The organism is Amycolatopsis sp. NPDC049252, from assembly GCF_043197175.1.
Classification (GTDB): domain Bacteria; phylum Actinomycetota; class Actinomycetes; order Mycobacteriales; family Pseudonocardiaceae; genus Amycolatopsis.
Genome location: NZ_JBICSQ010000033.1, coordinates 1 through 26,168, shown reverse-complemented (window position 1 = coordinate 26,168; position 26,168 = coordinate 1). Strand labels below are relative to the sequence as shown.

The 26,168-nt window shown below is 69.2% G+C and carries 22 protein-coding genes and 1 pseudogene; 10 read left to right on the top strand and 13 right to left on the bottom strand.

Annotated elements, in window-relative coordinates; genetic code table 11:
* Positions 1-318 precede the first annotated feature (318 nt).
* From ACGFMK_RS28415 to ACGFMK_RS28405, 3 genes are all read left to right on the top strand, one after another.
* Positions 319-1,227, top strand: coding sequence for an SDR family oxidoreductase (locus tag ACGFMK_RS28415; RefSeq protein WP_392769351.1), 909 nt, complete (start codon positions 319-321; stop codon positions 1,225-1,227).
* Between the two features lie 105 nt (positions 1,228-1,332).
* A complete protein-coding gene (locus tag ACGFMK_RS28410; protein WP_392769349.1) occupies positions 1,333-3,000 on the top strand; it encodes an NAD-dependent malic enzyme in 1,668 nt (555 codons plus the stop codon).
* Complete coding sequence (locus ACGFMK_RS28405; RefSeq protein WP_392769346.1) at positions 3,000-4,496, top strand: class II fumarate hydratase; 1,497 nt, start codon at positions 3,000-3,002, stop codon at positions 4,494-4,496. Before ACGFMK_RS28410 ends, ACGFMK_RS28405 begins: the two co-directional genes overlap by 1 nt.
* A 297-nt stretch (positions 4,497-4,793) precedes the next feature.
* On the opposite strand, the gene ACGFMK_RS28400 is transcribed toward ACGFMK_RS28405, so the two are convergent.
* Positions 4,794-5,096 (bottom strand): hypothetical protein, encoded by a 303-nt coding sequence (locus ACGFMK_RS28400; RefSeq protein ID WP_392769343.1) that lies wholly within the window; start codon positions 5,094-5,096, stop codon positions 4,794-4,796.
* 167 nt (positions 5,097-5,263) lie between these two features.
* Between ACGFMK_RS28400 and ACGFMK_RS28395 the strand changes: the two are divergent.
* Positions 5,264-5,446 (top strand): annotated as a pseudogene (locus tag ACGFMK_RS28395) (transposase); the annotation flags it as partial.
* 101 nt (positions 5,447-5,547) lie between these two features.
* Here the strand turns inward: ACGFMK_RS28395 and ACGFMK_RS28390 are convergent.
* The 4 genes from ACGFMK_RS28390 to ACGFMK_RS28375 form a co-directional block, all read right to left on the bottom strand.
* On the bottom strand, positions 5,548-6,483 hold the full coding sequence (locus tag ACGFMK_RS28390) for a LysR family transcriptional regulator (protein ID WP_392769341.1): 936 nt from the start codon (positions 6,481-6,483) through the stop codon (positions 5,548-5,550).
* Positions 6,480-6,791, bottom strand: a complete 312-nt coding sequence (locus tag ACGFMK_RS28385) for a hypothetical protein (RefSeq protein WP_392769339.1) — start codon at positions 6,789-6,791, stop codon at positions 6,480-6,482. Before ACGFMK_RS28385 ends, ACGFMK_RS28390 begins: the two co-directional genes overlap by 4 nt.
* Before the next feature lie 315 nt (positions 6,792-7,106).
* Entirely contained in the window at positions 7,107-8,315 is a 1,209-nt protein-coding gene (locus ACGFMK_RS28380; RefSeq protein ID WP_392769336.1) for a cytochrome P450, read from the bottom strand.
* 94 nt (positions 8,316-8,409) lie between these two features.
* Positions 8,410-9,018: a TetR/AcrR family transcriptional regulator gene (locus ACGFMK_RS28375; protein ID WP_392769334.1), complete on the bottom strand. Its 609-nt coding sequence runs from the start codon at positions 9,016-9,018 to the stop codon at positions 8,410-8,412.
* Positions 9,019-9,110: 92 nt separating this feature from the next.
* On the opposite strand from ACGFMK_RS28375, the gene ACGFMK_RS28370 reads away from it, so the two are divergent.
* A complete protein-coding gene (locus tag ACGFMK_RS28370; protein ID WP_392769332.1) occupies positions 9,111-10,160 on the top strand; it encodes a helix-turn-helix transcriptional regulator in 1,050 nt (349 codons plus the stop codon).
* Here the strand turns inward: ACGFMK_RS28370 and ACGFMK_RS28365 are convergent.
* The gene (locus tag ACGFMK_RS28365) at positions 10,145-10,474 is read right to left on the bottom strand and encodes an antibiotic biosynthesis monooxygenase family protein (RefSeq protein WP_392769330.1); all 330 of its coding nucleotides are present in this window, start codon (positions 10,472-10,474) and stop codon (positions 10,145-10,147) included. The genes ACGFMK_RS28370 and ACGFMK_RS28365 overlap by 16 nt on opposite strands.
* Positions 10,475-10,884: 410 nt before the next feature.
* A complete protein-coding gene (locus tag ACGFMK_RS28360) occupies positions 10,885-11,787 on the bottom strand; it encodes an alpha/beta hydrolase (protein WP_392769328.1) in 903 nt (300 codons plus the stop codon).
* A gap of 556 nt (positions 11,788-12,343) precedes the next feature.
* Here ACGFMK_RS28360 and ACGFMK_RS28355 point away from each other — a divergent pair.
* Together ACGFMK_RS28355 and ACGFMK_RS28350 are read left to right on the top strand one after the other, a co-directional pair.
* A complete protein-coding gene (locus tag ACGFMK_RS28355) occupies positions 12,344-13,207 on the top strand; it encodes a CPBP family intramembrane glutamic endopeptidase (protein WP_392769325.1) in 864 nt (287 codons plus the stop codon).
* 606 nt (positions 13,208-13,813) lie between these two features.
* Positions 13,814-14,170: a winged helix-turn-helix transcriptional regulator gene (locus ACGFMK_RS28350; protein WP_392769322.1), complete on the top strand. Its 357-nt coding sequence runs from the start codon at positions 13,814-13,816 to the stop codon at positions 14,168-14,170.
* Positions 14,171-14,188: 18 nt separating this feature from the next.
* Here the strand turns inward: ACGFMK_RS28350 and ACGFMK_RS28345 are convergent, their stop codons facing one another.
* Positions 14,189-15,139 (bottom strand): NADP-dependent oxidoreductase, encoded by a 951-nt coding sequence (locus ACGFMK_RS28345; protein ID WP_392769319.1) that lies wholly within the window; start codon positions 15,137-15,139, stop codon positions 14,189-14,191.
* Positions 15,140-15,728: 589 nt separating this feature from the next.
* Here ACGFMK_RS28345 and ACGFMK_RS28340 point away from each other — a divergent pair.
* Complete coding sequence (locus ACGFMK_RS28340; protein ID WP_392769316.1) at positions 15,729-16,256, top strand: hypothetical protein; 528 nt, start codon at positions 15,729-15,731, stop codon at positions 16,254-16,256.
* 532 nt (positions 16,257-16,788) lie between these two features.
* Here ACGFMK_RS28340 and ACGFMK_RS28335 read toward each other — a convergent pair.
* Positions 16,789-18,186: an FAD-dependent monooxygenase gene (locus ACGFMK_RS28335; protein ID WP_392769313.1), complete on the bottom strand. Its 1,398-nt coding sequence runs from the start codon at positions 18,184-18,186 to the stop codon at positions 16,789-16,791.
* A 56-nt stretch (positions 18,187-18,242) separates the two neighbouring features.
* Here ACGFMK_RS28335 and ACGFMK_RS28330 point away from each other — a divergent pair, with 56 nt between their 5' ends.
* Positions 18,243-18,590, top strand: coding sequence for a hypothetical protein (locus ACGFMK_RS28330; protein ID WP_392769311.1), 348 nt, complete (start codon positions 18,243-18,245; stop codon positions 18,588-18,590).
* Between the two features lie 962 nt (positions 18,591-19,552).
* On the top strand, positions 19,553-20,980 hold the full coding sequence (locus tag ACGFMK_RS28325; protein ID WP_392769466.1) for a peptidoglycan-binding protein: 1,428 nt from the start codon (positions 19,553-19,555) through the stop codon (positions 20,978-20,980).
* On the opposite strand, the gene ACGFMK_RS28320 is transcribed toward ACGFMK_RS28325, so the two are convergent.
* The 4 genes from ACGFMK_RS28320 to ACGFMK_RS28305 all read right to left on the bottom strand — a co-directional run.
* Positions 20,973-22,526: a BTAD domain-containing putative transcriptional regulator gene (locus tag ACGFMK_RS28320; protein ID WP_392769309.1), complete on the bottom strand. Its 1,554-nt coding sequence runs from the start codon at positions 22,524-22,526 to the stop codon at positions 20,973-20,975. The two genes, ACGFMK_RS28325 and ACGFMK_RS28320, sit on opposite strands and share 8 nt — an antisense overlap.
* A 74-nt stretch (positions 22,527-22,600) precedes the next feature.
* Positions 22,601-23,932, bottom strand: coding sequence for a peptidoglycan-binding protein (locus ACGFMK_RS28315; protein WP_392769306.1), 1,332 nt, complete (start codon positions 23,930-23,932; stop codon positions 22,601-22,603).
* 64 nt (positions 23,933-23,996) lie between these two features.
* The gene (locus ACGFMK_RS28310) at positions 23,997-24,938 is read right to left on the bottom strand and encodes a peptidoglycan-binding protein (RefSeq protein ID WP_392769304.1); all 942 of its coding nucleotides are present in this window, start codon (positions 24,936-24,938) and stop codon (positions 23,997-23,999) included.
* A 23-nt stretch (positions 24,939-24,961) separates the two neighbouring features.
* On the bottom strand, positions 24,962-26,168 hold a 1,207-nt coding region (locus ACGFMK_RS28305), incomplete at its 5' end, for a GH25 family lysozyme (RefSeq protein WP_392769301.1).

Sequence of the window (26,168 nt, the reverse complement as noted above, 5' to 3'; positions counted from 1 at the left end):
CGCGGGAACGAGGCCCAAGCAGCTGGGCACGCGTCCCGAGTCGAGCCGTTCCATCCGAGGCCGATACGAACAAATCGGGCCAAACGAGAATAGTCGCCATCATCTGCCGTGCAGATCTGCAGGCTCGGCCTGCCGATCTGCCTCTTCCGGCCTGACCCGCAACCACCTAGCGTGGTGTCCGAACCAGCTATCAGGCCGGCTGAGTTCGGGCGCAACGCCATGGATGGCTCATCGACCGACGTGCCGCGGTAGCGTCGTCGACTTCGCGAACAGGTGCGTAGCCGGCAAGCCGAGTACCTACGAAAAGGAGCTGACCCCATGACGGCCTCGACTTCGCTGAAGAAGGTCCTGATCACGGGAGCCGGAACGGGCTTCGGATACGAGGTGGCCATGCGCCTGGCGGAGAAGGGTTTCGACGTCGTGGCCACAGTCGAGATCTACGGCCAAGTGCAAACGCTCAAGCGACAGGCCGCTGAGCGAGGCGTCACGTTGCAGGTCGAGAAGCTCGACGTCACCAACGACGGGGATCGACGCAAGGCGCTGGGCTGGGGCATCGAGATCCTCGTCAACAACGCCGGGGTCGGCGAGGGCGGGTCCACCGTGGACATTCCTGCCTGGAACATCCGTCACCAGTTCGAGGTCAACGTCACCGGGCCGCTGCTGCTCACCCAGGGCATCGCGAAGCAGATGGCCAAGCGCGGCACCGGCCGCATCATCTGGGTGTCCTCGCGCGAGGGGCTGAACGTGAACCCGTTCACCGGCATCTACGCCGCTTCGAAGCACGCAGTCGAAGCCATCGCCGAGAGCATGAAGGACGAGCTGCAAGAGTTCGGCGTCGAGGTTGCGACCATGAATCCGGGGCCGTTCCTGACCGGATTCAACGACCGGATCTTTCAAACCTGGGAGGGCTGGGAGGATGACCCCTCACAGCGCCTTTTCGACTACGCGAAGCTCGCCTTCCCGCGCGCGCAATTCAACCCGGAGCCGGTGTACGCGACGCTCACCGCCCTCGCGGCAGGCGAGATAGACAGCTACCGCAACCTCGAGCCCAAGTCGATGCTCGAAGAAACTAAGAGCTTGATCGACGCACCGTGGAGCAAGAAGACCACCGACGGTCTCGGAGAACGCAACGACGGCATCCAGAAGGCGTTCGACATGACTCCCGAACAACTTCGGGACGACCAGGAACCCATCCCCACGCTGCCGTCCCGGCCAGTCAACGGCTGAGCCACCGGATGAGCACTCCGCCCCCCGGGACGGTTCCGGGCGGTCTCAACGCCACGATCCGCCCAGCTGCCGCAGGTCCCTGAAGCCCAGAATCCCGAGGTTTCCATGAACGCTCATACCACCGACAAGGCCCAGCTGGTTCTGCGCGACTCGCTGCGCAACCGCGGAACCGCGTTCAGCGAGGAGCAGCGCCGGGCCCTTGGTCTCGTCGGCCGGCTCCCGTCCGCGATCGAATCGCTCGACGAGCAGGCGGGCCGCTGCTACGAGCAGTTGTCGCGCAGGCCGACGGCGATGGACAAGTTCATCTACCTCGACATGCTGCACGATCGCAACGAAGTCCTGTACTTCAAGGTGTTGACCGACCATCTCGCCGAGCTTCTCCCGGTCGTGTACGACCCGACGGTCGGCGAGGCGATCAAGGAGTGGAGCCGCGACTACCGCGTATCGCAGGCCGTCTTCCTGTCCGTCGACCGTGTGGACGACATTCGCGAATCCCTGCAGTCCTTCGGATTGGGAGCCGAAGACGTCGACCTCATCGTCTGCAGTGACGCCGAGGAGATCTTGGGTATCGGCGACTGGGGTGTCAACGGTGTCGACATCTCTGTCGGCAAGCTCGCCGTCTACGTCGCGGCCGCCGGCATTCACCCAGGCCGGGTCATCGCGGTCAACCTGGATTGCGGAACGAACAACACGGCGCTGCTCAACGATCCGACCTACCTGGGCAACCGTCATTCGCGTGTGGCCGGTGAACGCTACGACCAGTTCGTCGACGCCTTCGTCAAGAATGCGGCCGAGCTGTTTCCGAAGGCCATCCTGCACTTCGAAGACTTCGGCCCGGAGAACGCCCGGCGCATCCTGGACGAGTACCGCGACGACTGCCGGATCTTCAACGACGACATGCAGGGCACCGGCGCCATCGTGGTGGCCTCGGTGTTGTCCGGGATGAAGGTCACCCGCCAGGGGTTCGCCGACCAGCGGCTGGTCGTCTTCGGCGCGGGCACGGCCGGCTCGGGGATGGCCGATCAGCTTGCGGCCGGCATGGTCCGCGACGGGTTGTCCGAAGAGGAGGCCAAGAAGCGGGTCTGGCTCATCGACAAGCAGGGCCTGATTACCGACGACATGCCGGACTTGCCGAACTACCAGCAGGTGTACGCCCGGCCCGCCGCCGAGGTGAGCGACTGGACCAGGACGGACGGCCGGCTCGATCTGCTCACCGTGGTGCAGCAGGTCAAGCCGACGATCCTCATCGGAACGTCCACAGTGCACGGTGCCTTCACCGAAGAGGTGGTGGGAGCGTTGTGCGACGGGGTCGAGCGACCGATACTGCTGCCGCTGTCGAACCCGACCGAACGCATCGAGGTGATGCCCCAGGCCGCGATCCGGTGGTCCGACGGCCGAGCGCTCGTCGCGGTGGGGATCCCGAGCGACGCCGTCGACCACGACGGCACCACCTTCACGATCGGACAGGCGAACAACGCGCTCCTGTACCCCGGACTCGGCCTGGGCGCCCTGGTTTCCGGTGCCACCCACGTCACCGACGGGATGCTGCTCGCCGCGGCCGAAGCGGTCGCGTCGCAGGTCGACCCGACAGCGCTCGGCGCCTCACTGCTGCCTCCGGTGGAGAATCTGCGGGCCTCGTCGGCGACCGTCGCCTACGCCGTCGCCCGAGCCGCCGTCCGCGACGGTGTGGCCACCCGGGAGCACGACGACCTCACCCAGGCCGTGCAGGACGCGATGTGGCAGCCCGTCTACCCGACTGAGCAGGACGTCTGATGGCGCGCAAGAACGAAGCTCTCACCCTGCGGGAGGTCCCCATCGGCACCGGCTCCACGGGCAAGCGCACCGAGACCGACTCGATGGGCTCGATCGAGGTCCCTGCCGACCGGTACTGGGGCGCGCAGACCCAGCGGTCGTTGCTTCACTTCTCCATCGGTGACGACCACATGCCCAAGGCCGTCTACCACGCCTACGGCTACGTCAAGAAAGCCGCCGCGCTGGTCAACCACGCCGCCGGCCGCATCGACGACGCGCGCAAGGACGCCATCGTGCAGGCTGCCGACGAGGCGATCGCGGGTCATCTCGACGCCCACTTCCCGCTCTACGTCTGGCAGACCGGCTCCGGCACCCAGTCGAACATGAACACCAACGAGGTGCTCGCCAACCGCGCCAGTCAGCTGCTGGGCGGGGAACTCGGCACGAAGACACCGGTGCACCCCAACGACCACGTCAACCTGGGCCAGTCCTCGAACGACACGTTCCCCACGGCGATGCACATCGCGACGATGCTCAAGATCCGCGGCAGTACGCTGCCGCAGATCCGGGCACTCGCCGACGCCATCATGGTCAAGGCACAGCAGTGGGTGGATGTCGTCAAGACCGGCCGCACCCACCTTCAGGACGCCACCCCCGTCACGGTCGGTCAGGAATGGTCCGGCTGGGCGGTTCAGATCCGACAGGCCGCCGACCGGCTCGCGCAGAGTCTCGGGGGGCTTTGCGATCTGGCGGCCGGCGGAACTGCGGTCGGAACGGGGCTGAACGCCCCCGACGGGTTCGCTGAAGAGATGGCCGCAAAGCTGGCCGAACTGACGGACGCGCCGCTGCGGACCGCGCCGTCGAAGTTCGCGGCGCAAGGGTCCCTGGACGCGATGGTCGCCGTCTCGGCGGGCTTGCGTGGTGTCGCCGTCGCCCTGATGAAGGTCGCCAACGACATGCGCTGGCTGGCGTCAGGACCTCGCGCCGGGCTGCACGAACTGAAACTCCCCGCGAACGAACCCGGGTCCTCGATCATGCCCGGCAAGGTCAACCCTACCCAGCAGGAGGCCATGGTCATGGTGTGCCTGCAGGTCATCGGCGAAGACGGCATCGTCGCCGCCGCCGGGTCCCAGGGCAACTTCGAACTCAACGCCATGCGTCCCATCATCATCAACAACGTCCTGCACTGCGCCACCGTCCTTGGCGACGCCTGCGACAAGCTGCGCGAGTACAGCGTGGAGGGCACCGAGCTCGACCGCGAGCAGATCGACCGGTTCGTCGGCGCATCACTCATGCTCGTCACCGCCCTCTCGCCCGTCATCGGTTACGACAAGGCCTCCGCCATCGCGCACAAGGCCGACGAGGAAGGCAGCACGCTACGGGAGGCCGCCCTCTCCGAAGGTGTCGACCCGGACGAGTTCGACCGGGTGGTCGACCCCAAGGTGATGGTCGGCGACCCACGACGTGATCTGGCGATCAGCGCGACGAGCCTGACGCCACCCGCCGTGAAAGCGTGACAAGCGAACGACGAGCCATCCGGGGCTGATGTGGTTCTGCACGGCCCGCCAGGCTTCTGTTTCGATTCCGAGGGCGTCGAGCAAGGAGGCGGAGACGGTGTTGGCGACGAGGACGACGCGAGCCGGGTCTTCGTCGGTGGTGTCCCGGGCGGCCTCGCCGGAGATCCCGCCGAAGAGGTGCTCGCCCGCGGTGATTGGGGGCGGGACTGAGGTGGTAGGCGTCGGTGAACCACTCCGGGCCGCGGGTCGACATGGCCGACTGGTCGTTGCCGCCGGCGACGACCAGGGTGGGGGCGTTCACGGTGGAGAAGTCCGGGCGCCGAGCAAGGTGCCGGCAGTCTGCGCGCCCCAGGAGTGCCCGGCCACGGCGAGTCGAGCGTGGTCGACACGCTCGGCCAGGCCGGGGAGGTGGGCGAGGATCTCGCGGAGACCGTCGACAATGGCATGTAGGTCGGCGATGCGCACCCGCCAGATGGTGGCGAAACGGGGATCGTCAAAGCCGATGCCGTGACGGCGGGAGTCCAGGTGGGCCGCCCAGCGGTCGACGAGAGGTTCGTAGCCATCCATCGACCAGGCGTTGCCGTGCGAGAAGACGATCACGGGAAGATCGCTGCCGTCCGCGGGTGCGGTGACCTTGACCTGCAGGTCGATCCCGTGGCCGTCAAAGGGGACGAAGACGGGCTTGACGGAGATGACCTGACGGTCGAGTACAGGCTGCAGGCGCTTGACAAAGGTCTTTAGCCCCCTGCAGCACGGGAGTATCCGTCACGCTCGGCCGGACCCTGAAGAACCGCGCCGACGACGCCCTGGCCTGCTTCGACCGCCCCGGCACCGGTAACGGACCGGCCGAGGCCATCAACGGCCGCCTCGAACACCTCCGCGGATCAGCCCTCGGCTTCCGCAACCTCACCAACCGCATCGCCAGATCACTACTACTCGAGTCCGGAGGCACCGATCGATTCGTGCCCGCCCGGGGCTCGAGCGCGACGTGCCTCGCGGGTGACCGCGCCGCGACGTCGGCCGTTGAACGGGAAGGCTCACAGTTCCGCGGTCAGGCCGCCGGCGGGTCTGCGTGCCAGATAAGCTCGTCCTGCCGGTTGTGAACCTCTTCCAGCAGCGCCTCGCGCACCGCCCGCACCTCCCGCCGAGTCGATGCTTCTCGCCGCGAGGCCAGCATGACCGGTACCCGCGGGCGCGGCGCAGCAGCAGCGATGGGACGTATGCCCGGCGCGGTGACGGCCATGAACTTCGGCAGCAGCGCTATCCCGACACCACGCTTGGTTGCTTCGAGCTGAGCGAAAATATTCGTCGAGCTGAACCGCACTACGGCGTTCGGGAGGTAAGCCCCCAAGTCCACCTCTCTTACCCGCTGCATGGCGTCGACGAAGAAGATGAGCGGATGCTGCTCCAGGTCCTCGAGAGAGGCCGGATCGCCGTGCTCTTTCAGGTACGTTTCGCTCGCATAGAACCCAAAATCGTAATCACAGAGTTTCTCGGTGACCAATCTCGTGGCAGGTGGTTGTCCAAGCGTGATGCCGAGATCGAAGGTCGACTCGCGCAACGTGAGTTCACGTGCACCGGTGATGAGTTCCACGTTCAGGCCCGGGTGTTTCGCCCGTACCCGGGCGATGGCCGGAACGACGAACCGGGTTCCGAAACCGTCCGCTGCGGTTACCCGGACGGTGCCGGTGAGAGCGTCGGCCTCGGTGCCGACCGCGGCACGAATCGCAAGGTCCACCGCCTTCTGGATAGCGCGGGCGTGCTCCACCACTGCGCGACCGGTGTCGGTCAGCTCCCACCCTTCGTAGCCGCGGTCGAAAAGGCGCGAACCGAGCGCGCTCTCCAAGGCGCGAAGGCGCCGCGAGACCGTGGTGTGATCGACGCCGAGAAGCTTCGCGGCGGTCATCGGGCGGCCCGTGTCAGCCAAGGCGGCCAAAAAGCGAAGGTCGTCGGCACGCACGTCTCTGCCGTGGATGTTCGCGGTCAAGCGGGAGTCGCCTGTCGGTTCTGGTTTTGCTGCGCGAGAACGACGTCGTACTTCCTGTGCAGCACGTCGTGCCGGAGTTTTGACCGGAGGGAGTTTCGACCGCCCGGTCCGTTGTCGTGGGTGTAGCGGAAGCGCGGTGCGAACGATGGGGCGGTGAGCGGCTCAGGCTCGACGCCGGCGTTGATGTCGGACAGGTACGTCTTGTGGCCAGGCGTGTTGTCCTCGTAATGCATGACGAACCCGGGGTGTCCGGAATCGTCGCGGCTCAGGCCGGGAGTTGACACGGGACCGGGGGACGGAGGGCTCATCGGGTGGATCCTTCGTTGATCGGCGGACATCACCTCCACGCTAGGTCGACTGGCTGCATCCGGCCACCTCAGCCTCCTGATCTGCCACCCGGCTACCTCCCTGGCCACTGCGGTCGCCAACGCCCAGCGCCGACCCAGGTTCCGCGAACCCGGCCGCACGGCCCTTCGACCCGATCGGAAGGGTTCAGCACGATGTCCGCTTCTACGCCCTGGTGGGCCGAGGGAATTCCGCCGCGGCCCATGGGGCGGGCCCGGAAGCCGCCGGAGATGGCCGCCATCGACGCTTCTTTGGGGGCGGATGAGACGGGGCTGGGGTCACCAAGTGACCGGCAGGTCGTGCAGACCGCCGGTGAGCCGCTCGGTGTGCAGGCGCAGCCGGCCGGCGTCGACCGCGAGCCGGAGCTCGGGCAGGCGGGTGAACAGCGTGGTCAGCGCCACCTTGAGTTCGGTTCGCGCCAGGCTCGCGCCGATGCAGTAGTGCGCGCCGTGCCCGAAGCTGAGATGGGTCGCGCCGTTGGGACGGTCGGGGGCGAAGGTTTCGGGGTCCGGGAAAGCCGCCTCGTCGCGGTTGCCGGCGAGCGTGGCGATGATGACCGCGTCCCCGGCGGCGATTTCGACGTCACCGATGGTGATGTCCTCGCGGGCGTAGCGGGCCAGGCCGAAGTTTTCCGGTGCGGCCAGGCGCAGGATCTCCTCGACGATCCGCGGGCGGCTTGCCGGGTCGTCGACCAGTCGTCGGCGTGCCTCGGGGTTTTCCAGCAGGAGCAGGGCGCCGATGCTGATCCGGTTGACGGTGGTTTCGTGTCCTGCGAAGAGGACGCCGGCGACGACCTGGGTCAGCTCGGCGTCGGTGAACGCGGGATCGTCGCGCTGGGCGTGGACGAGGTCGGTGATGACGTCCGGGCCGGGGTCGTGTCGCTTGATGTCGGCGAGTTCGCCGGCGTAGGCGAGTAGTTCGACGATCGCGGTGAAGGGGTCGTCGCCGGTCATGGTCGCGGAGCGTTCGGACAGGTCCTTGAAGTGGTCGCGGTCGCTATAGGGGACGCCCAGCAGCTGGCAGATGACGAAGATGGGCAACGGCAGTGACAGGCTTTCGTGCAGGTCGACGACCTGGCCCGCCCCGCCCGCGGCGATCATGTCGTCGAGCAGTGAGTCGGTCAGCTGCTGCATCCCGTCCTCGAGGCGTCGCATCCGGCGCGCGGAGAACGACGGCACCAGCACCCGGCGCAGGCGGGCGTTGAAGGCGGGTTCGGCGTCGAACTCGCCGACCGGTCCGCCGTTGAACCCCGAATTGGAGATCCGGGGAGCTGTCTCCGGTTCGCGGTGGGAGCGGCCCAGGCGCGGATCGTTGAACAGCGCCCTCGCTTCGGCGTAGCCGGTGACCAGCCAGGCCGGGTCCCCGGCGGGGGTCAGCGCGCGGGTGATCGGGTGCCGGGCCCGCAGGTCCGTCCAGACGGGGCCGACGTCGAGGACCGCCGGGCGGTCGAACGGCAGTCGGGGCAGTTTCGTGGTGTCGGTCGTCATGGGCAACTCCGGAGGTGGGCCGTGCTGATCTCCGGCAGCCTAGCGCTAAGTGGCACGCGTTTGTCACTTAGCTGGCTTGTCGTGCACGTCACACTCAGAGCAGGGGAAGCGCGCCGCCGGCCTCGCTCGCCCGGCATCCCTCCAGGAGCAGGGCGAGGTATCGGCGCCAGCGCGCGGGCTGCGCGGTCTCCAGGTCGGGCACGGCGAGCATCGTCGCCACGATCATGGCGATGAGCGACGGAAAGTCGCTCGAGTCCAGATCCGGGCGCGCGACCCCGGCCGCCTGCGCCCGCTCCAGCGCCCGGCTCAACGGCTCGACGAAACCCTCGGCCGTGGCCCGGGTGACCAGTGCGGTGTCCCGCGCCACGGTCAGCAGCGCGGAGTTGGCCGCGACGGTGACGACCGTGGCCTCCAGGCCGTCGGCCAGCGCCCGCCACGGGTCCGGATGGCCCGTCGCGGCCTCGACGACGGGCTGCACCTCGTCGGTGACGTACTGCTCGAAGACCGCGCTGATCAGGTCTTCACGGCCGGCGAAGCGCCGGTAGACCGTGCGCAGCCCGACACCGGCCCGAAGCGCGACGTCGTTGACCCCGAACTCGGGCCCCTGTTCGCTGATCACCGCACGCGCCGCCTCGAGGATCCGCTCCTGGTTGCGGCGCGCGTCGGCCCGCAAGCCTGGCGGCGGTCCGGGCGTGTGAGTCATGGCTGACAGGATCCCCGGTGGCTCATCGGCATCGCAAATCCCCGGGCGATCGGTGACCTTGGCGTACGTCTCAGCCACAGGACGGTGTGCGGTTGCACGCCGCCGACGCGCACGAGCGGCACCCTCGTCGTCGGCCGATCGATCCGCGCTCGATTCCGGCCTTCGTCGAGGCCGGTGGCCCGGCCGCAAGGAAACTTCGGCCGTTCCGGGTGTGCGATGATCGTGGGATGGCCATGGCATCCACCAGGCAACGGTTCATCGGGCAGCGATCCACCAGCCATGCGTCGGCCAAGCGTGATGACCTGGGGGACTTTCTGCGCAGCCGGCGGGCGGCGCTGTCTCCGGCGCGGGTCGGCTTGGCGCCCGGCCGCCGCCGTCGCACCCCGGGACTGCGCCGGGACGAGGTCGCACAGCTGGCGAACATGTCGGCGAACTATTACGAGCGGTTGGAGCGCGGGTGCGGGCCGCAGCCGTCAACCGCCATCCTCGGGGGTCTGGCCGAGGCGCTCCGGCTCGACGCCGCCGAACGGGACTACCTGTACCGGCTGGCCGGGCACGTCGCCCCTCGCCTGCCGCGGTCCGGTGAGGCGGTGGAAGCCGACGAGGGGCTGCGATCGCTGCTCGCGGCGATGGACGCGCTGTGCCCGGCGTTCATCACCGATGATCTCGGCTCCGTGCTGGAGCAGAACGAGCTGCACGTCGCATTGTTCGGCTCCTTCGCCGGCCGGCCCGGCTGGGAGCGGAACATGATCTGGCGCTGGTTCACCGCACCCGGCTGGCGGGCGGCACTCAGCCCGGCGGCCCAACACGAAGCGACCGGTCAGGCGTACGTAGCGGACCTGCGCGCGATCATCGCCGACCACGACCGTGGTTCAGCCGCCGTGGTGCTCGTGCGTTCGTTGCGAGAGGCCTCCGCCGAATTCGCCCGGATGTGGGACGAGCATCGGGTGTCGGCCCCGGCCTGCTCGACCCTGGACCTTCAGGACGGCCGCGTCGGCCGCCTGGAGTTCGACTGCGCCGTCGCCATTGGCGCACTGTCGCGCCAGCGGCTCATCACCCTGCACGCCATCCCCGGCACCGGCACCCGCGAGCGACTGCGGCTTCTCGCCGAGTCGCTGACCGGCGGTCAGAGCAACGGCTGAAGCTCCGACCGGAGGACGCACACTGTCGGGTCCGGTGTCGCGATCGCGAACATGCGATCGGCGTGTTCCCTACCCACCGGATCCTCGCGGGCGGCGTGGAGTTCGGCGACGCTGGTCCATCGCGAGCAGATGAAGACGCGGGTACCGTCCAGGCTGGCGAAGACCTCCGACCCGAGGAATCCCCGCTGTGCCCGCATGATCTGCCCGGTATCGCCGATCACCTTCACGAGTTCGTCCTGTTCGGCCGCCGCGACCGAGAAGAGGCCGATCACGGTGACCGGACCGCCGTAGTTGTCTGTGCTGTCGTCAAGCATGAGCCGAATATAGCGACGGAAAACGCCTTGATCCCGCCCTTAACCACTGACTGTCAGTACGAGGATGCCGGATCGGCTTGATCCAGGTACGTGCCACCTTCCGGCGTGGCATCCACGCTGGTCATGGGTTTGCGTGAGGGTTCGCGGTGGCGTTGGGTCGGCACGGCTGGACGATCGCGGGCGCCGGTGTTGGTGCGGTTCATCGCAAGTTTCGCCTCGATGGCGAGTAGTCGTCCCAGCTGACGAACCCGTCGTGGTGTTCACGGATCTCCGCTTCCGACTTCCTGACGCCTGTTGCCGGGGCGGATCTGCCGAGATCTCCGCGCCGCCGACGTGCATCCGGAAGGGCCCCAGGACATCAAACCCCACCAGCCCCCAACCACGACCGTGCTATCGAGCGGTGGGCTGTGTCAGTGGGCGCGGAAGGCCGCCGCGAGACGTTCCCCGATCCAGCGACGGGCGACGTTCGCGTCCTCGATCAAGCCGCCGAGAGCGATGAAGGGATGGACCTGCCCGTCGAAACGGCGAAGCTCTACCGGCACGCCGGCATCTTCGAGCCGGGCCGCATAGGCTTCACCCTCGTCGCGCAACGGATCGTATTCGGCCGTCACCACGGTCGCCGGCGGAGACCCGGCCAGGTCAGGAGTACGCAGCGGGGAAATCCTCGGATCCGACGGGTCTGTCTTCCCGGCGTAGGAGTTGACGAAGAATTCCATGTCACGAGTCGTCAGGAAGTGTCCTTCCCCGAACTTGCGGTAACTCTCCGTCGAGCCGACACTTGCCGCGTCCGTGACCGGGAAGATCAGCGCCTGGTGTACTAATTCGTGGAACCGCTGCGCGACGACGGCGGCCAGATTTCCGCCGGCACTGTCGCCGGCGATAGCGACCCTCGTGCGATCAAGGCCGTACTTGCCGCCGTTGCCGAGCAACTCCTCCACAACCGCGATCACGTCATCGAGAGCGGCGGGGAATGGGTCCTCCGGGGCACGCCGGTAATCCACCGCGACCACAGAAGCCCTGGACCAGCGGGCCAGATCCGCCGCCACCGCATGGTGGCTATCGAGATCGCCCAGGACCCAGCCGCCACCGTGGAGGTAGATGGTTGCCGGGAGTCCGGGGTCTGAACTCGGCAGGTGCAACCTGACGGGGACCTCCGCGACAGTGAGATCTTTGGCGATAACTCCTTCAGGTTGCGTTCCTGCCAGCTGAGCGATGTCACCGGCGGCGGCACGAGCGACTTCGACGGGGATGCTGTCCAGCGGTGGCGATCCCGCGACCATTCGAAGGAATTCGGCGGCTTGTGGATCGAGCATGACGGAGGCTCCTGTCCGCATTGACCGGTTCACCGAAGGTCTCTGACGTGACCGGCCGGCAGCCATGGTTCTTAGCGTGCTTATCAAGAATTTGCTCTTGACGATGGCGCTGTCAAGCGTACGCGGTGGAGTCCACGCCTCGCCACACCCGATCGAGGCGGCTGCCCTAAACGCCCTCTTTCCGGAGGTGCCGGGCGGTGATGGACTTGCTTGACCGGGAACCGCTGTCCGTCCGAGTTGGACAGGAGGCGGTGCCGAAGGTCTGGGTCAGTGGGAGCCGGTGGTGCTGGTTCACGTTCGCCGCCTCCGACGTTTCGCGCCGGACGTACCCCTCGGCGGTCCAGCGAGCACGGCGGCGGGAACAGCGGCCCAGGAGTGGGTGCCGAAGCACCGCGTGGAGCCAGGCCTCGGATTTGTCGAGTGGCCCAGTTCCGACAGGGTCGGAGTTGTAGCTCTCTCGGGGGACTTTGTGTGTCCACCGGGAGGTGACGTCCGGGGGCGCCAGTGACCGTACCTTTGTGGCACGAAGTCATTGTGTGCGACCAAAGGACGTGTCATGCCGCTCTTGCCGAACGATTCGACGACCCGGACCATCCCGGTCAAGTCCTCTCTGCTTCGCTTGTTTCTGCTGGGTGTTGTCTTCTTCGGTGTGGTCTTGGTGAATGGTTTGGTGAACGGGGCGGCGGGCACGGTGCCGGTACTCGGGCTCTTCACCGGGTTCATCGCCGCGGCGGGGATCGTGTGGTTCTACCGGTTCGTCGTCCGGAAGGTCGAGCACCGGGAGGCGGACGAACTGTCGCTACAGGATGTGAAAGGTCCGGGTGGCAAGGGTTTCGCGCTCGGAGCCGGGATGTTCGCTGTCGTCGTCGCGTTGATCGCGGTGTTCGGCGGGTACACCATCACGGGGTGGGGTTCGGTTGGTGGCATGTTGTCGATTTTCGGGTTGATGGCTTCGGTCTCGATCGCCGAAGAGCTGCTTTTCCGGGGTGTGTTGTTCCGCATCGTCGAGGACCTGCTCGGGACCTGGGGCGCGCTGGCGATCTCCGGTGTCCTGTTCGGCGTCATCCATCTGCTCAATCCCCATGCGACGCTGTGGGGGGCGATCTCCATCGCCATCGAGGCCGGCCTGATGCTCGGCGCCGCTTACGCCGCGACCCGGACCCTGTGGGCGCCGATCGGCCTGCACTTCGGCTGGAACTTCGTCCAGGTCGGCGTGTTCGGCGGTACCGCCTCAGGTGGCGACCACGCCTACGCCGGCCTGTTCCGGAGCGTCTCCGACGGCCCGGCCGTTCTCACGGGTGGCGCGTTCGGTCCGGAGGCCAGTCTGGTGACCATTCTCATCTGCCTGCTGCCCACGCTGTTCTTCCTGCGCATGGCCCACCGGCGCGGCCACATCCGCACCCGCGCCTCCCACGCATGAACAAAACATCAGATCGCTCTGCTCGCCGCCGTCGACCCGAGGTAGCGAGCAGGGCGACGCCCGATGGCGCGAGTCCACCGATCCGGCTCCGCCGTGAAGGCCGCCCTTCCAGATGCGACTGCCGTACTGGAGTGCCCACCCCGGCTACTGACTCGGCGTTGCCGCGGACCTCGCTCTGGTCGAGCAGCGCGGGCTCAGTGAGCACACTGTCCGGCACTGACGGCACCTGCCGGTGTCCGCGAGGATCCTCATGGCCCTGTCCTCCTGAGGTGGGGATGTTCGCGTCGTCCTTGAACGGCAGCTCGTCGACATCTGAGCCGGCTGGTCGTCGTGCGCCGGTGAAGGCCTGAGCCTCGATCCGTGCTCGGAATGGTGGGTTGATCTTTTCCCGATTGCCGCGGCTGACCCGTTCAGGAGCCTGGTCGGCACCCAGGTGCGATCCGATCCGGACGCTTGGCCTGTATCGCGAAGCACGAGCGAGTCGACCCGAACGGCTGCGTGACCCCCGGGAACTCTCGGCCGTCACCTCGATCTGCCCGGACAGGCACAGGACCCGGTATGCTTTTGTAACTTGGTTCCCCAATGCTACCGTCAGAGGAGATTCGGGTGGCCGTTCTCGAGCATCCTGCCGCCGAGCGGACCGTGTTCGACGTCTACTCGGAGTCCTGCCCTTCGCGCGCTTTGCTGAATCTCGTCACGAGCCGGTGGGCGGTCCTGATCCTCGGCGTACTGGAGCAGGAGCCGGTCCGCTTCGGCGAACTGCGCCGCCGGCTCGGCACGATCAGCCAGAAGGTGCTGACCGACAAGCTGCGCGACCTCGAGACGGAAGGCTTGATCAGCCGGACCGTCATCGACCGCCCGCTGGCCGTCGAGTACGCCCTCACCGACATCGGCCGCACAGCTACCGTTCCCCTGGCCGGGCTCCGCGTCTGGGCCGAAGCCCACTGCGACGCCAGGAAGTGACGCGCCGGGCCTCGTCGATCACCACGTCTTGAGCACGATCTTGCCCTGGGTGTGGCCTTCTTCGATCGCCCGGTGCGCTTCGGCGGCGTCTTCGAGGGGGAACACCCGGGAGACCGTCACCGACAGCTTGCCCGCGCCGGCCAGCTCGGCGATCCGGGCCAGCTGGGCGGCGTCCGTGTGGACCGCGTGGTAGGCCGCGCGCACGCCGGCGTCGTCGGCAGCCGCCTGGGTTGCCGGGTCGACGCCGGTCAGCTCGATCAGGATCCCGCCGGGCTTGACGACCTCGACCGAACGCCGGCCGACCTCCCCGCAGACGTTGTCGAAGACCACGTCGACGGGATTCGTGCGCAGCAGCTCGACGAAGTCGTCGGCCTGGTAGTCGATGACCTCGTTCGCGCCCAGTTTGCGCAGCCACTCGTGCTTGCCGGCGCTCGCGGTGGCGATCACGTGGGCGCCGAGTTCGCGGGCCAGCTGCACGGCCAGGTGCCCGACGCCGCCACCGGCGCCGTGGACCAGCACCCGCTGGCCCGGCTCCACCCGGGCGATGTCCACCAGGTTCTGCCACGCGGTGAGCGCGGCGAGCGGAAGAGCCGCGGCTTCCTCGTCGGACAGCGGCGGCGGCGTGCTCACCAGGTCGGTCGCGGGTGCGACCGCGTACTGCGCGTAGGCGGCCGCTTGGTCCGGGAACCGGCTCATCCCGAAGACGCGCTGGCCGACGACGAGGGCCGAGACTTCGGGGCCCACGGCTTCGACGGTGCCGGCGAGATCCCAGCCCACGGTGATGGGAAACGTGCCCAGCCGGCCGTAACCTCCTCGCCGCGCGTGGGTGTCGACCGGGTTCACTCCGGCCGCGGTGACCCGGACCAGCACCTCGCTGGGCCCGAGCGCCTTCGGGTCGAGGTGGTCCGTCTCGACCAGCCGCAGGACTTCGGGTCCACCGAAAGCGAACTGTTCGATCTTCTTGGGCATCGCGCACTCCTTTGTCCGTCGGTTCGGATCCGGCAAGCGATCCACCTCAATCATGAACTCCTGGGTACTTTTCGCAACCAGGTACTTTTTTGTAACTACCGTGGCGACGCCCGTGCCCGGACGGCGCGGCGGGTGATGCTGTCGCGGTGCGCGGTCGGCGTGGGGGCCGGCCGCAGCGGCATCTGTCCGACGTGGATGGTGGGGAGGTTGTCGGCGCGTGGTTCCGGTGGTGAGTACTCCGTACGGCTGCATCGCCAACGTGATCTGCTACCGTCGAAAACGGCTCCTCATTCGTCCGCCAAGACTTCGACGGCTGGTCCGAAGCCTCGACCGCAGCGGACATTCGCTGTCCATAAAGGACACCAAGGTTTACCGTGTTATCGGAGACGTTTCCAGGCTTTGCCTGGCTGGCAACATTTTCTCGATCGGTGTCGGCATCTTACGGCCGCGTGGTCGCACTCCGGATATCCTCTTCGGCGGCATCGACCTTGTTGGGCGACACCCGGTGGATGTCGTCCCCTGACAGCACTCTCGCCAGGGACGACTGGCAGGATCATGCGCTCAGTCGGCCAAGGCGGAGGTGGTTTCGATGAAGGTGCTTGTCAGTGGCGTGGTGCACGTCGACTACGGTCAGATCATCGTGGCGAGCGACCGGGATGCCGGGTGCGACCTGCACGATGCGTTCACCGGGCAGGAGGGGGTCGGGCTTTGCGGTGGCGGGATTGACGGGTCGCTGCTTCTGTTGACCGGTCTGTGGGTTGGCGGCGTGGGCTTCACGGCCGAGCTGCACGACAGCCGGCCCGAGCTGGACGAGATCTGGGAGGAGGTCGTCGAGGTCCCGTTCCGGCCGGTGTCGGGGGAGACGGTGTTGCGGCAGTGGAATGGGGCTGCCTCCTGGGAGTTGGGGCTGGAGGAGCGTGACTACCGGGTGCGGTACTGCGCCACGGCGATGGACGTCGGCAGGAGTAAGAACGTCCGGGAGGACGACGAGCCTCAGACCGATGACCGGTATCTGCTCCAGTTCTGGCCTGCTGCGCTCGAACCGGCCCGGCTGCTCAAGCAGACCGGCCGTACAGCGGCATCGTCGCACAACTTCGCCACGGCGCCTGTGGGCTGACCGCCTGAACGGACCGATGGTGGTCGTCGGCAGCCAGGCGCTGGTCTACGACGGCACGCTGGTCGCCACGGAGCTGCTCACCAATGTCGTCCAGCACACCACGTCCCGTCCGGAGATCCTTCTCGAACTGCGTCCGGGGGTACTGGCGGTCGCCGTCTCCGACGACAGCCCACGGCCCGCGGTGCTGCGGGAAAGCGGCGGTGGGCAACCGGGGGCTCGGTCTGTGCATCGTGGCCGACGCGGCGTGGGTGTGGGGGAGCAGCCCGCGGTGGTCCGGAGGCAAGATCGTCCGGACGGTGCTGGCCACCGGCCAGCATCACGGCTCATAACCTCCGGGGTGATGAACCCACCCACCCAACCGACGCACCCGGTTCCGTCCACGGGTACCCCTCGTGCAGCTGGGACGTGAGATCGAGACCGCAAGGGTCACCATCGACCTCGCCGGGCTCACCCCAGGAGGCCGTCGGTCCGCGGCCGGGAACGGGCACAGCTCAGGGTCTCGACTACCCATCTGGCGTTGCTCGGTGGAGCCTCATCCGGACAGTCCCGCCTGCACCAGCGCGGCGCGCAGGGTGGCCGGCTCGCCTTGCCAGGCCACATGCGCGTCGGGACGGATCAAGGTCCACGGCACGGCCGCGCCGGCCGGCGGGGCGAGCACGACCCGGTCCTCCCGGCCGGCGATCGAGGGCCGGGCCGCTTCCGGTGCCACGAGTGCGAACTTGCCGTCGCGCAGCACTTCGTACAACCGGTGGCTGTCCTGCAACGCGATGTCCCGCGCCCGGGGCGCCTGGGGATAGTTGATGCCGATGCCGGAGATGGTGCCGGCGGCCTTGCGCGCCACCGGCGGGAGACGCAGCGCGGCGCCGCCCACGACGATGCGGGCCAGCCGTCCGGCCCGCGACTTGGTCGTCGCCAGCCGGATGATGGCGCCACTGCTGCGCAGGACGAGGCGGCCGACCGGGTGCCGCTCTTCCTCGTAGGTGTCGAGGAGCCCGTCGGGTGCCCAGCCCTGCGTCGCCGCCGCGAGCTTCCAGCCGAGGTTGGCCGCGTCCTGCAGCCCGGTGTTCATGCCCTGCCCGCCCGCCGGCGAGTGGACGTGCGCGGCGTCGCCGGCCAGGAACACGCGCCCCACCCGGTAGTGCGGCGCCTGGCGTTCGTCGCTGTGGAAGCGGGACATCCAGCGGGCCTCCCGCAGCCCGAGGTCGGTGCCCAGCGCACGGCGGGTCACGGCGCGGATTTCCTCGAGGGTCACCGGTGCGGTGTCGGGCATTTGGTGGCGGCGGTCCCACGCGAAGATCCGGTACCAGCCGTCGCCGAACGGGGCGACGAACGCGAACGCGTCACCGACGGCGTTGACCGCGAGCACGTCCGCCGGGGCGTCGGTCAGCCGTACGTCGGCGAGCATGATCGAGGTGAGCACCCTCTCGCCGGGGAACGGCAGGCCGAGGGCCTCGCGTACGGTGCTGTGCACGCCGTCGGCGCCGACCGCGTAGTCACTTCGGATCACCGCGCCGCCGACCGTGAGCTCGACGCCGCCGGAATCCTGCCGCAGCGCCGTCACTCCGGCGTCGCGCACGATGCGGGCACCGGCGGTGATCGCGCGTTTCTCGAGCACCCGTTCCACGTTGTACTGCGGAGTGATCAGCAGGTACGGGAATCTGGTGGGCAGGGTCGCCAGGTCGATCTGCAGGTGGTCGAAGAGGCGCAGACGCTGGATCGGCGAACCGCCGGCGACGATTTCGTCGGCCAGTCCACGGGCATCCAGGTGCTCCAGAGTGCGGGCGTGGACGCCGAACGCTCGGGTCAGGTTGGACTCGGTGCCGCGCCGCTCCAGCACGGTCACGTCGACGCCGGCTCGGGCGAGATCGCCGGCCAGCAACAGCCCGGCGGGCCCGGCACCGACGATCGCGACGGTGGTCTGTTCGATCATGACGTACTCCAGACTGATTGTCGTACAACGGGATGGTCAGGCTCACGGTCGCGAGAGTGAGCGAGAAGACCTGGCGTGCCTCGCCGGGGATGACGACGAGCTTGAAGGTGCCGATCGCGGTGTGGACGATCGCGGGCGCCCAGACGGTGTTCCGGCCGAGTTCGAACAGGTGGGCCGGCGGAAGCGCCGTCAGCGCGGCGGCCAGCAAGCCCGGAGGGCATCGTCGCGACCACCGCTGCACCGAACGAACGTCCCCGGCGAAGCCGGGCGAAGGCGTAACCACGCCGCACCAGCTCCTCGGCGATTCCGTGGAAGGCGTAACCCCGGGCACCAGCCACGGCCAGCCGGGCTGCAGAGCGAAGGTGGCGCCGGTCATCGCTCCGGTCAGTGGGTACGCGCCCTGAATCAGGACCGCCAGGACGAGGGCGACGAGTACGGCCCGGCCGCCGGGTTGGCCCGTGCCGAGGCCTCGCAACGTCGAGACTGGTCCCGTCCGGTCGAGCACGCCCACGACGACGACCACCGCCAACAGCACGACGGCCACGATACCGATGCCGTAGCCGGTTTCCCCGGCGAGTTCGCGCGGTCGGGTCGCTGGCGAGAGGCATCAGGTGGGTCCCCTCGTGGTCGGCGGCTTGACGGCGGCCGGGTACGAGCACCCCAAGTCAGAAGGGCGTTGCGTCGCGGTCCGTGGCCGGGTCGGACGTCATCGGCGGTGCGGTCGTGGTCAGCGCCAACTCGACGGTGAGTCCCGAATGATCGGTGAGGGCCAGGCCCGGTGGCGTGAGTCGTGTCCGTGTGGCCAGCGCGTGACGCTCGCGACGAGAGCGGGGCGGTGTGGGCGTGGGGTCGTAGCGGTAGCCGAGCGCGACGTGGCGGGCCCAGCTGCACTCGACGGTCGTTGGATGCGGCGCGCCGAAGGCGCCGACGAAGCCATGGGTGCTGGGTCAGTCCGGTGTAGCAGGCCGTCAGCACACCGACGTCGCCGGGCAGGAAGCCGAATGGTGATCCACATTTCCTGGCCGGCCCTCGGCCTGGGCAGCCCACCGCGATGGACGACGACGGGTGACCGGCCCTTGGTCGCATAGGGCCATGGCCGACGGATGCCGTCGTGGGTACCGGGCTCCTGATGGCACCCATGACCGGCGCAGGACGGTTTCAGGACGCGCGAGATGACACTCGGCTGATCCCATCGGCCAGAGGAGGAACCTTGAGACGTCTTCGGACAGGAGTCGCGCTAGTGGTGTCGTGCTGGGTGTTCGGAGCCGGCACCACCGTTGCGCTGGCTGCCCCCAGCGCGCTTGACCCCGGGAGCTTCTCGCTCCGGAAGAGCGGCTACGACGCCACTATCGCCGGCTTGGACGGCGTGCTACCCAAGGTCCAGCTCAAGCAGGTGGTCGACGACGCCAACCGCGCCGGGAAACCTTGCGGCACGCGCGGACCCTCGATCAGCGCGGCGTTCTGCTGGCAGGACATCTCCGGCGCGGACGACGAGAACACCACGGACTGGTACCCCCAGGGGATCACGACCAGTGCCGACGCCGACGCCTCGGGGCAGTACCAGGACCGGACGGTGATCGCCACGAGCTGGTACTGGCACGCCGGCGGGACCGACCGCGGCGACCGGATCGCCTTCGTCGACTATTCGCACCCGGACAAGCCCGTGTACCGGTTCGTGCTGCTCGTCGCCCCGGTCACCGATTCCGCCGGGCGCCCGGACTTCAAGCAGCTGACGAACTCCGCGGGGGAGTCCGTCCACGGCGGCGGCATGTTCTGGTACGACCACTACCTGTACGTCGTCGACACCACGATGGGCTTGCGGGTCTTCGACCTCGACCACCTCTGGGAGGTGGACTCCACACAGGACACGATCGGCAGGCAGGCGAACGGCAAGTACGAGGCGTTCGGGTACAAGTACGTCCTCCCGCAGGCGTTCACCTACACCTCGACCACTTCCGGTTCCTACCCGCCGGTGCGCTTCTCGTCCACGGCGCTGGACCGCACCGGCCCGCAGGATTCGATGGTGGTGTCGGAGTACAACACCGCATCGACCGACCCGCACCGGCTGATCCGGTACCCGATGGACCCCGCGACCTTCACACCGCGCCCCTCGGCCGACGGACTGGTCCACGGCACGGAGGCCTACGAGACCGGAATCCTGCGCGTGCAGGGAACCGCGTCGGTGCGGGGCCGCTTCTACGCCTCGACGAGCTATTCCACCAGCAGCGCCCACTACGGGTCCCTGTCCAGCTACACCCCGGCCCAGTCACCCGTCCGGTACGAGAACGTCCTGCCCCCGTATCCGGAGGACCTGTCGTACTGGCCGGGCCGTGACCAGCTGTGGTCGCAGTCGGAGGATCCGGGCAGCCGCGCGGTCTACGCGATGCAGGAGTCGCTGCTGGCGTGGCCGGTCGTGCAGAGCGGCAGCACCGGAGCCGATGTGACCGCGCTGCAGTACCTGCTCAACGGGCAGAACGGGGCGGGGCTGGACGTCGACGGCGAGTTCGGGCCGGCCACGGCGGCGGCGGTGAAGGCCTTCCAGTCGGCGCACGGCTTGAGCGCCGACGGCGTCGCCGGGCCGCGCACGTGGTCGGCGTTGACGCCGCACGTCGTCCCGCCAGGCGATTCGGTGCGCGCGCTGCAGACGGAGCTCTCGGCGCACGGCAGGTCGACGCCGGCCACCGGGACGATGGACGCGGTCACCGTGGCGAACCTGCGGGCGTTCCAGGTCGCGAACGGCCACCAGGGTGACGGCGTGACCGACCTGGACACGTGGCGCGACCTGATCAACTGAGTGGCACCCGGGCCGGCGCGGGCGAAACGAGGACCCGCGCCGGCCCGGCGATGCGGTAGCGGCCACCGCCGACCGCGTCGATCAGCCCGACGTCGGCGAGGTCGACCAGCAGACCCACATCGCTGGTGCAGTCGACGTCGATGGCGCCGGTCCCGCTTCGCCGCCGGAAGACCGCCCGGGCGTCCGGGCCGGCCAGCTCCAGCCGCTGCCGGACGCGGTCGTGCACGTCCGGGTCGAGCAGGCAGCACTCGGCGACCTGCCGGTCGCCGAGTTCGGGGAAGAGGTGGGCCAGCCGGTTCGCGGCCAGCAGCACCGCGGGATTACCGCCGCACAACCGGGTCAGCTCCGGCCGGTGCGGGCAGCCGAGCAACGCCGACGCGGCGGCCGCGTCCAGCGGCGAGAGGTGCAGGCTCTGCGCGCCGCTGACCCTGAGCAGCTCGCGAGCGCTCACGATCACCGCGGCGCTGCCGCCGGTGCCGGGACGCAGGGCGTGCGCCTGGTGCGCGAGCACGACGTCGTCGAGCAGGACGAGCACCCGCCGCTCCGCCAGCAGGCTCCGGTAGAGCCCGGCGCGGGCGCTGGTGCCGGCGGGGTGCTGGGCCGGCGGGACGCCAAGCCCGCTCAGCGCGTCACCGAGCAGCACGGCCAGGTCCGCGTGCGCGGTCAGGTACAGCTGCCCGTCGGGGAAACGGTCGCTCAGGGACCAGGCGACGTGCACGGCCAGCGCGGACTTGCCGATGCCCGGGCCGCCGGTCACCACGGCGGTCCGGCCGGGCGCCAGCATCGTCCGCAGCCGGTCTTCCTCCAGCGCGCGGCCCACGAGGTCCGGCACGTCGGCCGGCAGCTGCCGCGCCCGCACCGTGGCCGGCGCACGGCCGGCGCCCCCGGTGAGGATCGCTTGACGCAGCCGGGTCAGCTCCGGTCCGGGGTCGAGACCGGTCTCCTCGGCCAGGAGCAGGCGGTACTCGTCGTAGGACCTCAGCGCGTCGAGGGACCGGCCCGAGCGGTGCAGCGCGACCATCAGCTGACGGTGGAACTGTTCCCGGAACGGGTGTGCGCCGGTCAGCGTCCGCAACCGGCCCACCAGGTCCCGGCCGTCGCCGGTGGCCAGCTCGGCCTCGACGTGCACGGCGGTGACGTCCAGGCGGAGTTCCTCGAGGCGTGCGGCTTCGACGGCGAGCCCGGGGCAGTCGAGGCCGCCCAACGCCGGCCCGCACCACAGCGACAGCGCCCGGCCGGCGCATTCGGCCGCCGCCCGGTGCTCTCCGGCGGCCAGCAGCAGGCGACTGTGCCGCGCCGCGCGTTCGAACACCGCGACATCCAGGTCGTCGGGGGCGACCGGCAGGAGATATCCGGCCGCCCGGGTCTCGATGGGCCGGCCGGGCAGCGCCGCCCGCAATGCGGAGACGCCGTTGCGGACCTGTTTCGCCGCGGTGCCCGGCGGCCGGGCGCCCCACACCGCCGTGACGATCGCGCCGACGGGGACGACCGAGCCCGCCGACAGCAGCAGTGCGGCCAGGATCGCCCGGATCCGGGGACCTCCCAAGGGGATCCTTCCCGTGTCGTGGCGTGCCTCGACGGGGCCGAGAAGGCTGTACCGCACCGCGCTGCCGGCCACGCTCAGCTCACCAGCGCCTTCCAGGTGTCGGCGTCGGCGCTCCCGCTGGGCGAAAGCCCGTGTGCGGTCTGGAACGTCCGCAGGTTGGCCGCGGTATCGGCGTCGAAGGTCCCGGTGATGGTGGTCGGGACGTCGTGGGCGGTCAGCTCGTTCTGCACGGCCCGGACGGCGTCACCGGTGCTGCCTTCGGTGAGCACCGGTACGAGGGCGGCCCAGGTGTCGGGCCCGACGATGCCGTCCACGGTCAGGCCGTGTGCGCTCTGGAAGGCCTTGGTGGCGGCCAGTGTGGCCGGGCCGAACTCGCCGTCGACGGCGAGACCCGCGGACTGCCGGCTGTTGAGCAGGTACTGCACGGACTTCACGGCGTCGCCGGTGTCGCCGTCGCGCACGACGGGCCACGACGGTGCCGGGGTGCCGGCGCCGGTCCACTGGTAGGTCACCTCGACCCAGCCGTTGTCCTGCAGGCCGAGCCCGTCCCAGAAGGTGCCGTCGGCCAGGTCGATCCCCGCCGGGTTGCCCACTGTGCGGCCGTACTGGTCCTTACCGCCGTTGAAGCCGTCCTGGTACGCGGCTTGCGCTTCGGGACGGCCCTGGGCGAGGGTCTTCCACGACTGCCGCGTCGACGCGGGGTTCCAGTAGTCGTCCTTGGTGTTCCACGGGCCGACGTCCCACACCGGGGCGACTTCGCACCGCCCGTTGGCGGGGTTGCACAGTTTCACCGAATACTCGGTGCTTCCCTTGGGCGACAGGGCCCGGCCGGACGGCAGCGCCACGAAGTGGTCCCGGGACTTGATGACGTGACCGTTCGCCGTCGTCGCGCCGACGAGGCCTTCCCGCGTGGCGAACACCCGGTAGGTCAGGGGTGTCCCGGCCGCTTCCGCTTGCGGCGCCGAGCCACCCGCGGGGGTCAGCCGGACCGCGGACACCGTGGGGCTCGCGGAGCCGTTGCCCTGCAACGTGATTCTGGCTTGCACGGCCGAGACCGCGCTCGCCAGGCGGGTGCCGGCCCCGGTCCACTCGGTCCACCGCCCGTTCGCGAGCCGGCCGCGGACGTCCACCTCGACCGTGGTGCCCTTCGGGGTGTCGGCGGTGACCTGGGCGTCGACCCGATCGGCCGGCGCGCCCAGCGGGTGCACGGCGAGCAGGTCGATGGCGTAGCCCTGTCTCCAGCTCGGGTCGGCCACCCCGATGTGCGACGGGTTCTGGGAGAGGTTGGTGGTGGTGTTGCCGGTGGTCAGGTCGGCGAGCCAGCCGGGGCCGGCGGCGAGCGCGGTGGCGGGCGCGAGCGCCGCGGCGGTGCCGGCCACTAGTGCGGCCAGGAGGATCCGGTGCATGAGCGTCCTTTCCGGACGGACGGGCACCGGCCGCGCGCTCGGCGGCGCGCGGCCGGTGCGGGGACTAGCGGGGCAGCGGCGAGGAGTAGCCGCCGATGTCGGTGTTGCTGCGGGAGATGGTCTTCTGCAGCAGGCCGTCGTCGTTGCCGGTGGCCGGGTTGTAGGTGTTCCCGGAGATGTAGGTCACGTTCGTGGCGGTCGAGGAGACGACGATTCCCACGTGGCCGTAGGTGAAGTAGACGGCGTCACCCGGCTTGGGGCCGGAGGTGTGCCAGGTGTGGTGGCTGACGCCGTAGTCCTTGAGGCTGCTGGCCAGGCCGTTGATGCCGCTGACGTTGGCACCCGCCTGCTTCCAGTCCCACTTCACGAAGTCGGCGCACCACGCTTCCGAGCGCCACCCGTTGCTGCAGCCGCTGCTGCCCACACCCAGCGCGGTGCTGTAGAAGTTGCAGTTGTAGCCGCCGATCTCCCGGTTGTGGGCCGTGTTGGCGGCCTCCTGCTTGGCGATCTGCAGGATCTGCGCGATCATTTCGTCCGGGCTCGGCCGGCTGCAGGGCTGCTTGATCCGGTCGATGCCCATCGCGGTCATGGTCGCCGCGTCGGCCTGGCCGTTCTGCGTCAGGCCGTGGCTGCCCTGCCAGGTCTTGACCGCGGCTTCGGTGCCGGGGCCGTACATCCCGTCCTGGTCGGCTCCGGCGGCGGTTTGGACGCGGGTGACCTGTGCCGACAGTTCGCCGTTGGTCTCGGGTCCCGCGTCGCCGTCGACCATCGACAGGCAGCGGTCGGTCTGGAACGCCTCGACCGCGCCGGCGGTCTGCGGTCCGTCGGCTCCGTCGACGTCGCCGAAGGCCAGGTAGCCCAGGCCCGCGAGATCCCACTGGACCTGGCGGGTGTCCGCGGAAGCGGCCGGGGCGGTGACGAGACCGGTGAGCGTGGTGGCCAGCACCACGCCGAGCGCGCCGATCGCGAACCGGGTGAACCGTGATCTTTTCTGGTGGTCGGACACTGTTTTTCCTTTCCTGGTGGGAATCACGAGACGAGGGCTTGCCAGGTTTCCGGGCCGACGACGCCGTCGTCGGTGAGCCGGCCGGCACGCTGGAACGCGACGACGGCCGCGCGGGTGGGGTCGGTGTACTGGCCGTCCACCGGAAGCGCGGCGCCTCGGGCGTCGAGCTGGGCCTGGACCGCCTGGACGGCCGGGCCGCTCACGCCGGTCTGCACGGTGACGGCCAGCACCGGCCATGTGGCCGGGCCCACGATCCCGTCGGCCTCCAGGCCGTGGGCGGCTTGGAAGGACCGGACCGCGGCGAGGGTGGCCGCGCCGAAGCTCCCGTCGACCTCCAGCGCCGCGCCGCGCGCGTTGAGCAGGTACTGCACGGTGGTCACCTGGCTGCCGGATTGGCCCTGCTGCACGAGCGGCCACGCGCGCACCGGTGGTGGCGTGTAATCCCCCATGGCGAACGTCCGCAGGTCGGCACGGGTGCCGTTGAAGGTGTTCTGGTCTCCCGGCAGCGGGCCGGAATCGGCGTACTGCCAGATCGTGTAGGTGGTCCAGCCGTGCGGCAGCGGCAGTGGCGTGCCGGAGTACCCGGCGATCCAGAGCGGGTTGGCCGAGGCGAAGGCGGCGCTGTCACCGGTGCAGCGGCGCCACCAGTCGGCGGTGGAGTAGATCACCGGCGCCCGGCCCGCCCGCGCCCGGTACCGGGCGCTGAAGGCCCCGATCCAGCTCACCATCGCGGCCGACCCGAGCCCGTAACAGGTGTCGCCGTGGGGGTTGTACTCGATGTCGAGCGCGCCGGGCAGGGTGGTCCCGTCGGCGCGCCAGGTACCGCCGTGGTCGAGGAAGTAGTCGGCCTGCGCCGCGCCGCCCGATGTGTCCGGCCGCGCGAAGTGGTAGGCGCCGCGGATCAGCCCGGCGCGGGCCGACCCGTCGTACTGCTGGGCGAAGTAGCTGCTCGTGTAGGTGACGCCTTCGGTGGCTTTCACGTAGGCGAAGGAAGCGCCCGCGGCGGCGACCGCCGGCCAATCGACGTTTTCCTGGTAGCCGCTGACATCGAGGCCGCGGACGGGTCCGGTGGCCGAGGGGGTCACGGGCCGGGTGGTCCGGGCGGAGAGGCCGGAGCCGGCGTGGTCGAGGTCGGCGGGGACCGACGCGGTGGCCGTGCCGCCGGCGAGCGCGGTCATCGCGAAGGTCAACGCGGCCAAGGCCGTGGTCATCGGTGTGCGCATCCACTTG

Coding starts and splice junctions, on each gene's coding strand:
- ACGFMK_RS28335 (WP_392769313.1), bottom strand. CDS start 18,186: ATGATCGAACAGACCACCGTCGCGATCGTCGGTGCCGGGCCCGCCGGG.
- ACGFMK_RS28360 (WP_392769328.1), bottom strand. CDS start 11,787: ATGCTCGATCCACAAGCCGCCGAATTCCTTCGAATGGTCGCGGGATCG.
- ACGFMK_RS28340 (WP_392769316.1), top strand. CDS start 15,729: ATGAAGGTGCTTGTCAGTGGCGTGGTGCACGTCGACTACGGTCAGATC.
- ACGFMK_RS28345 (WP_392769319.1), bottom strand. CDS start 15,139: ATGCCCAAGAAGATCGAACAGTTCGCTTTCGGTGGACCCGAAGTCCTG.
- ACGFMK_RS28355 (WP_392769325.1), top strand. CDS start 12,344: ATGCCGCTCTTGCCGAACGATTCGACGACCCGGACCATCCCGGTCAAG.
- ACGFMK_RS28315 (WP_392769306.1), bottom strand. CDS start 23,932: ATGCACCGGATCCTCCTGGCCGCACTAGTGGCCGGCACCGCCGCGGCG.
- ACGFMK_RS28385 (WP_392769339.1), bottom strand. CDS start 6,791: ATGAGCCCTCCGTCCCCCGGTCCCGTGTCAACTCCCGGCCTGAGCCGC.
- ACGFMK_RS28410 (WP_392769349.1), top strand. CDS start 1,333: ATGAACGCTCATACCACCGACAAGGCCCAGCTGGTTCTGCGCGACTCG.
- ACGFMK_RS28380 (WP_392769336.1), bottom strand. CDS start 8,315: ATGACGACCGACACCACGAAACTGCCCCGACTGCCGTTCGACCGCCCG.
- ACGFMK_RS28365 (WP_392769330.1), bottom strand. CDS start 10,474: ATGCTTGACGACAGCACAGACAACTACGGCGGTCCGGTCACCGTGATC.
- ACGFMK_RS28405 (WP_392769346.1), top strand. CDS start 3,000: ATGGCGCGCAAGAACGAAGCTCTCACCCTGCGGGAGGTCCCCATCGGC.
- ACGFMK_RS28415 (WP_392769351.1), top strand. CDS start 319: ATGACGGCCTCGACTTCGCTGAAGAAGGTCCTGATCACGGGAGCCGGA.
- ACGFMK_RS28375 (WP_392769334.1), bottom strand. CDS start 9,018: ATGACTCACACGCCCGGACCGCCGCCAGGCTTGCGGGCCGACGCGCGC.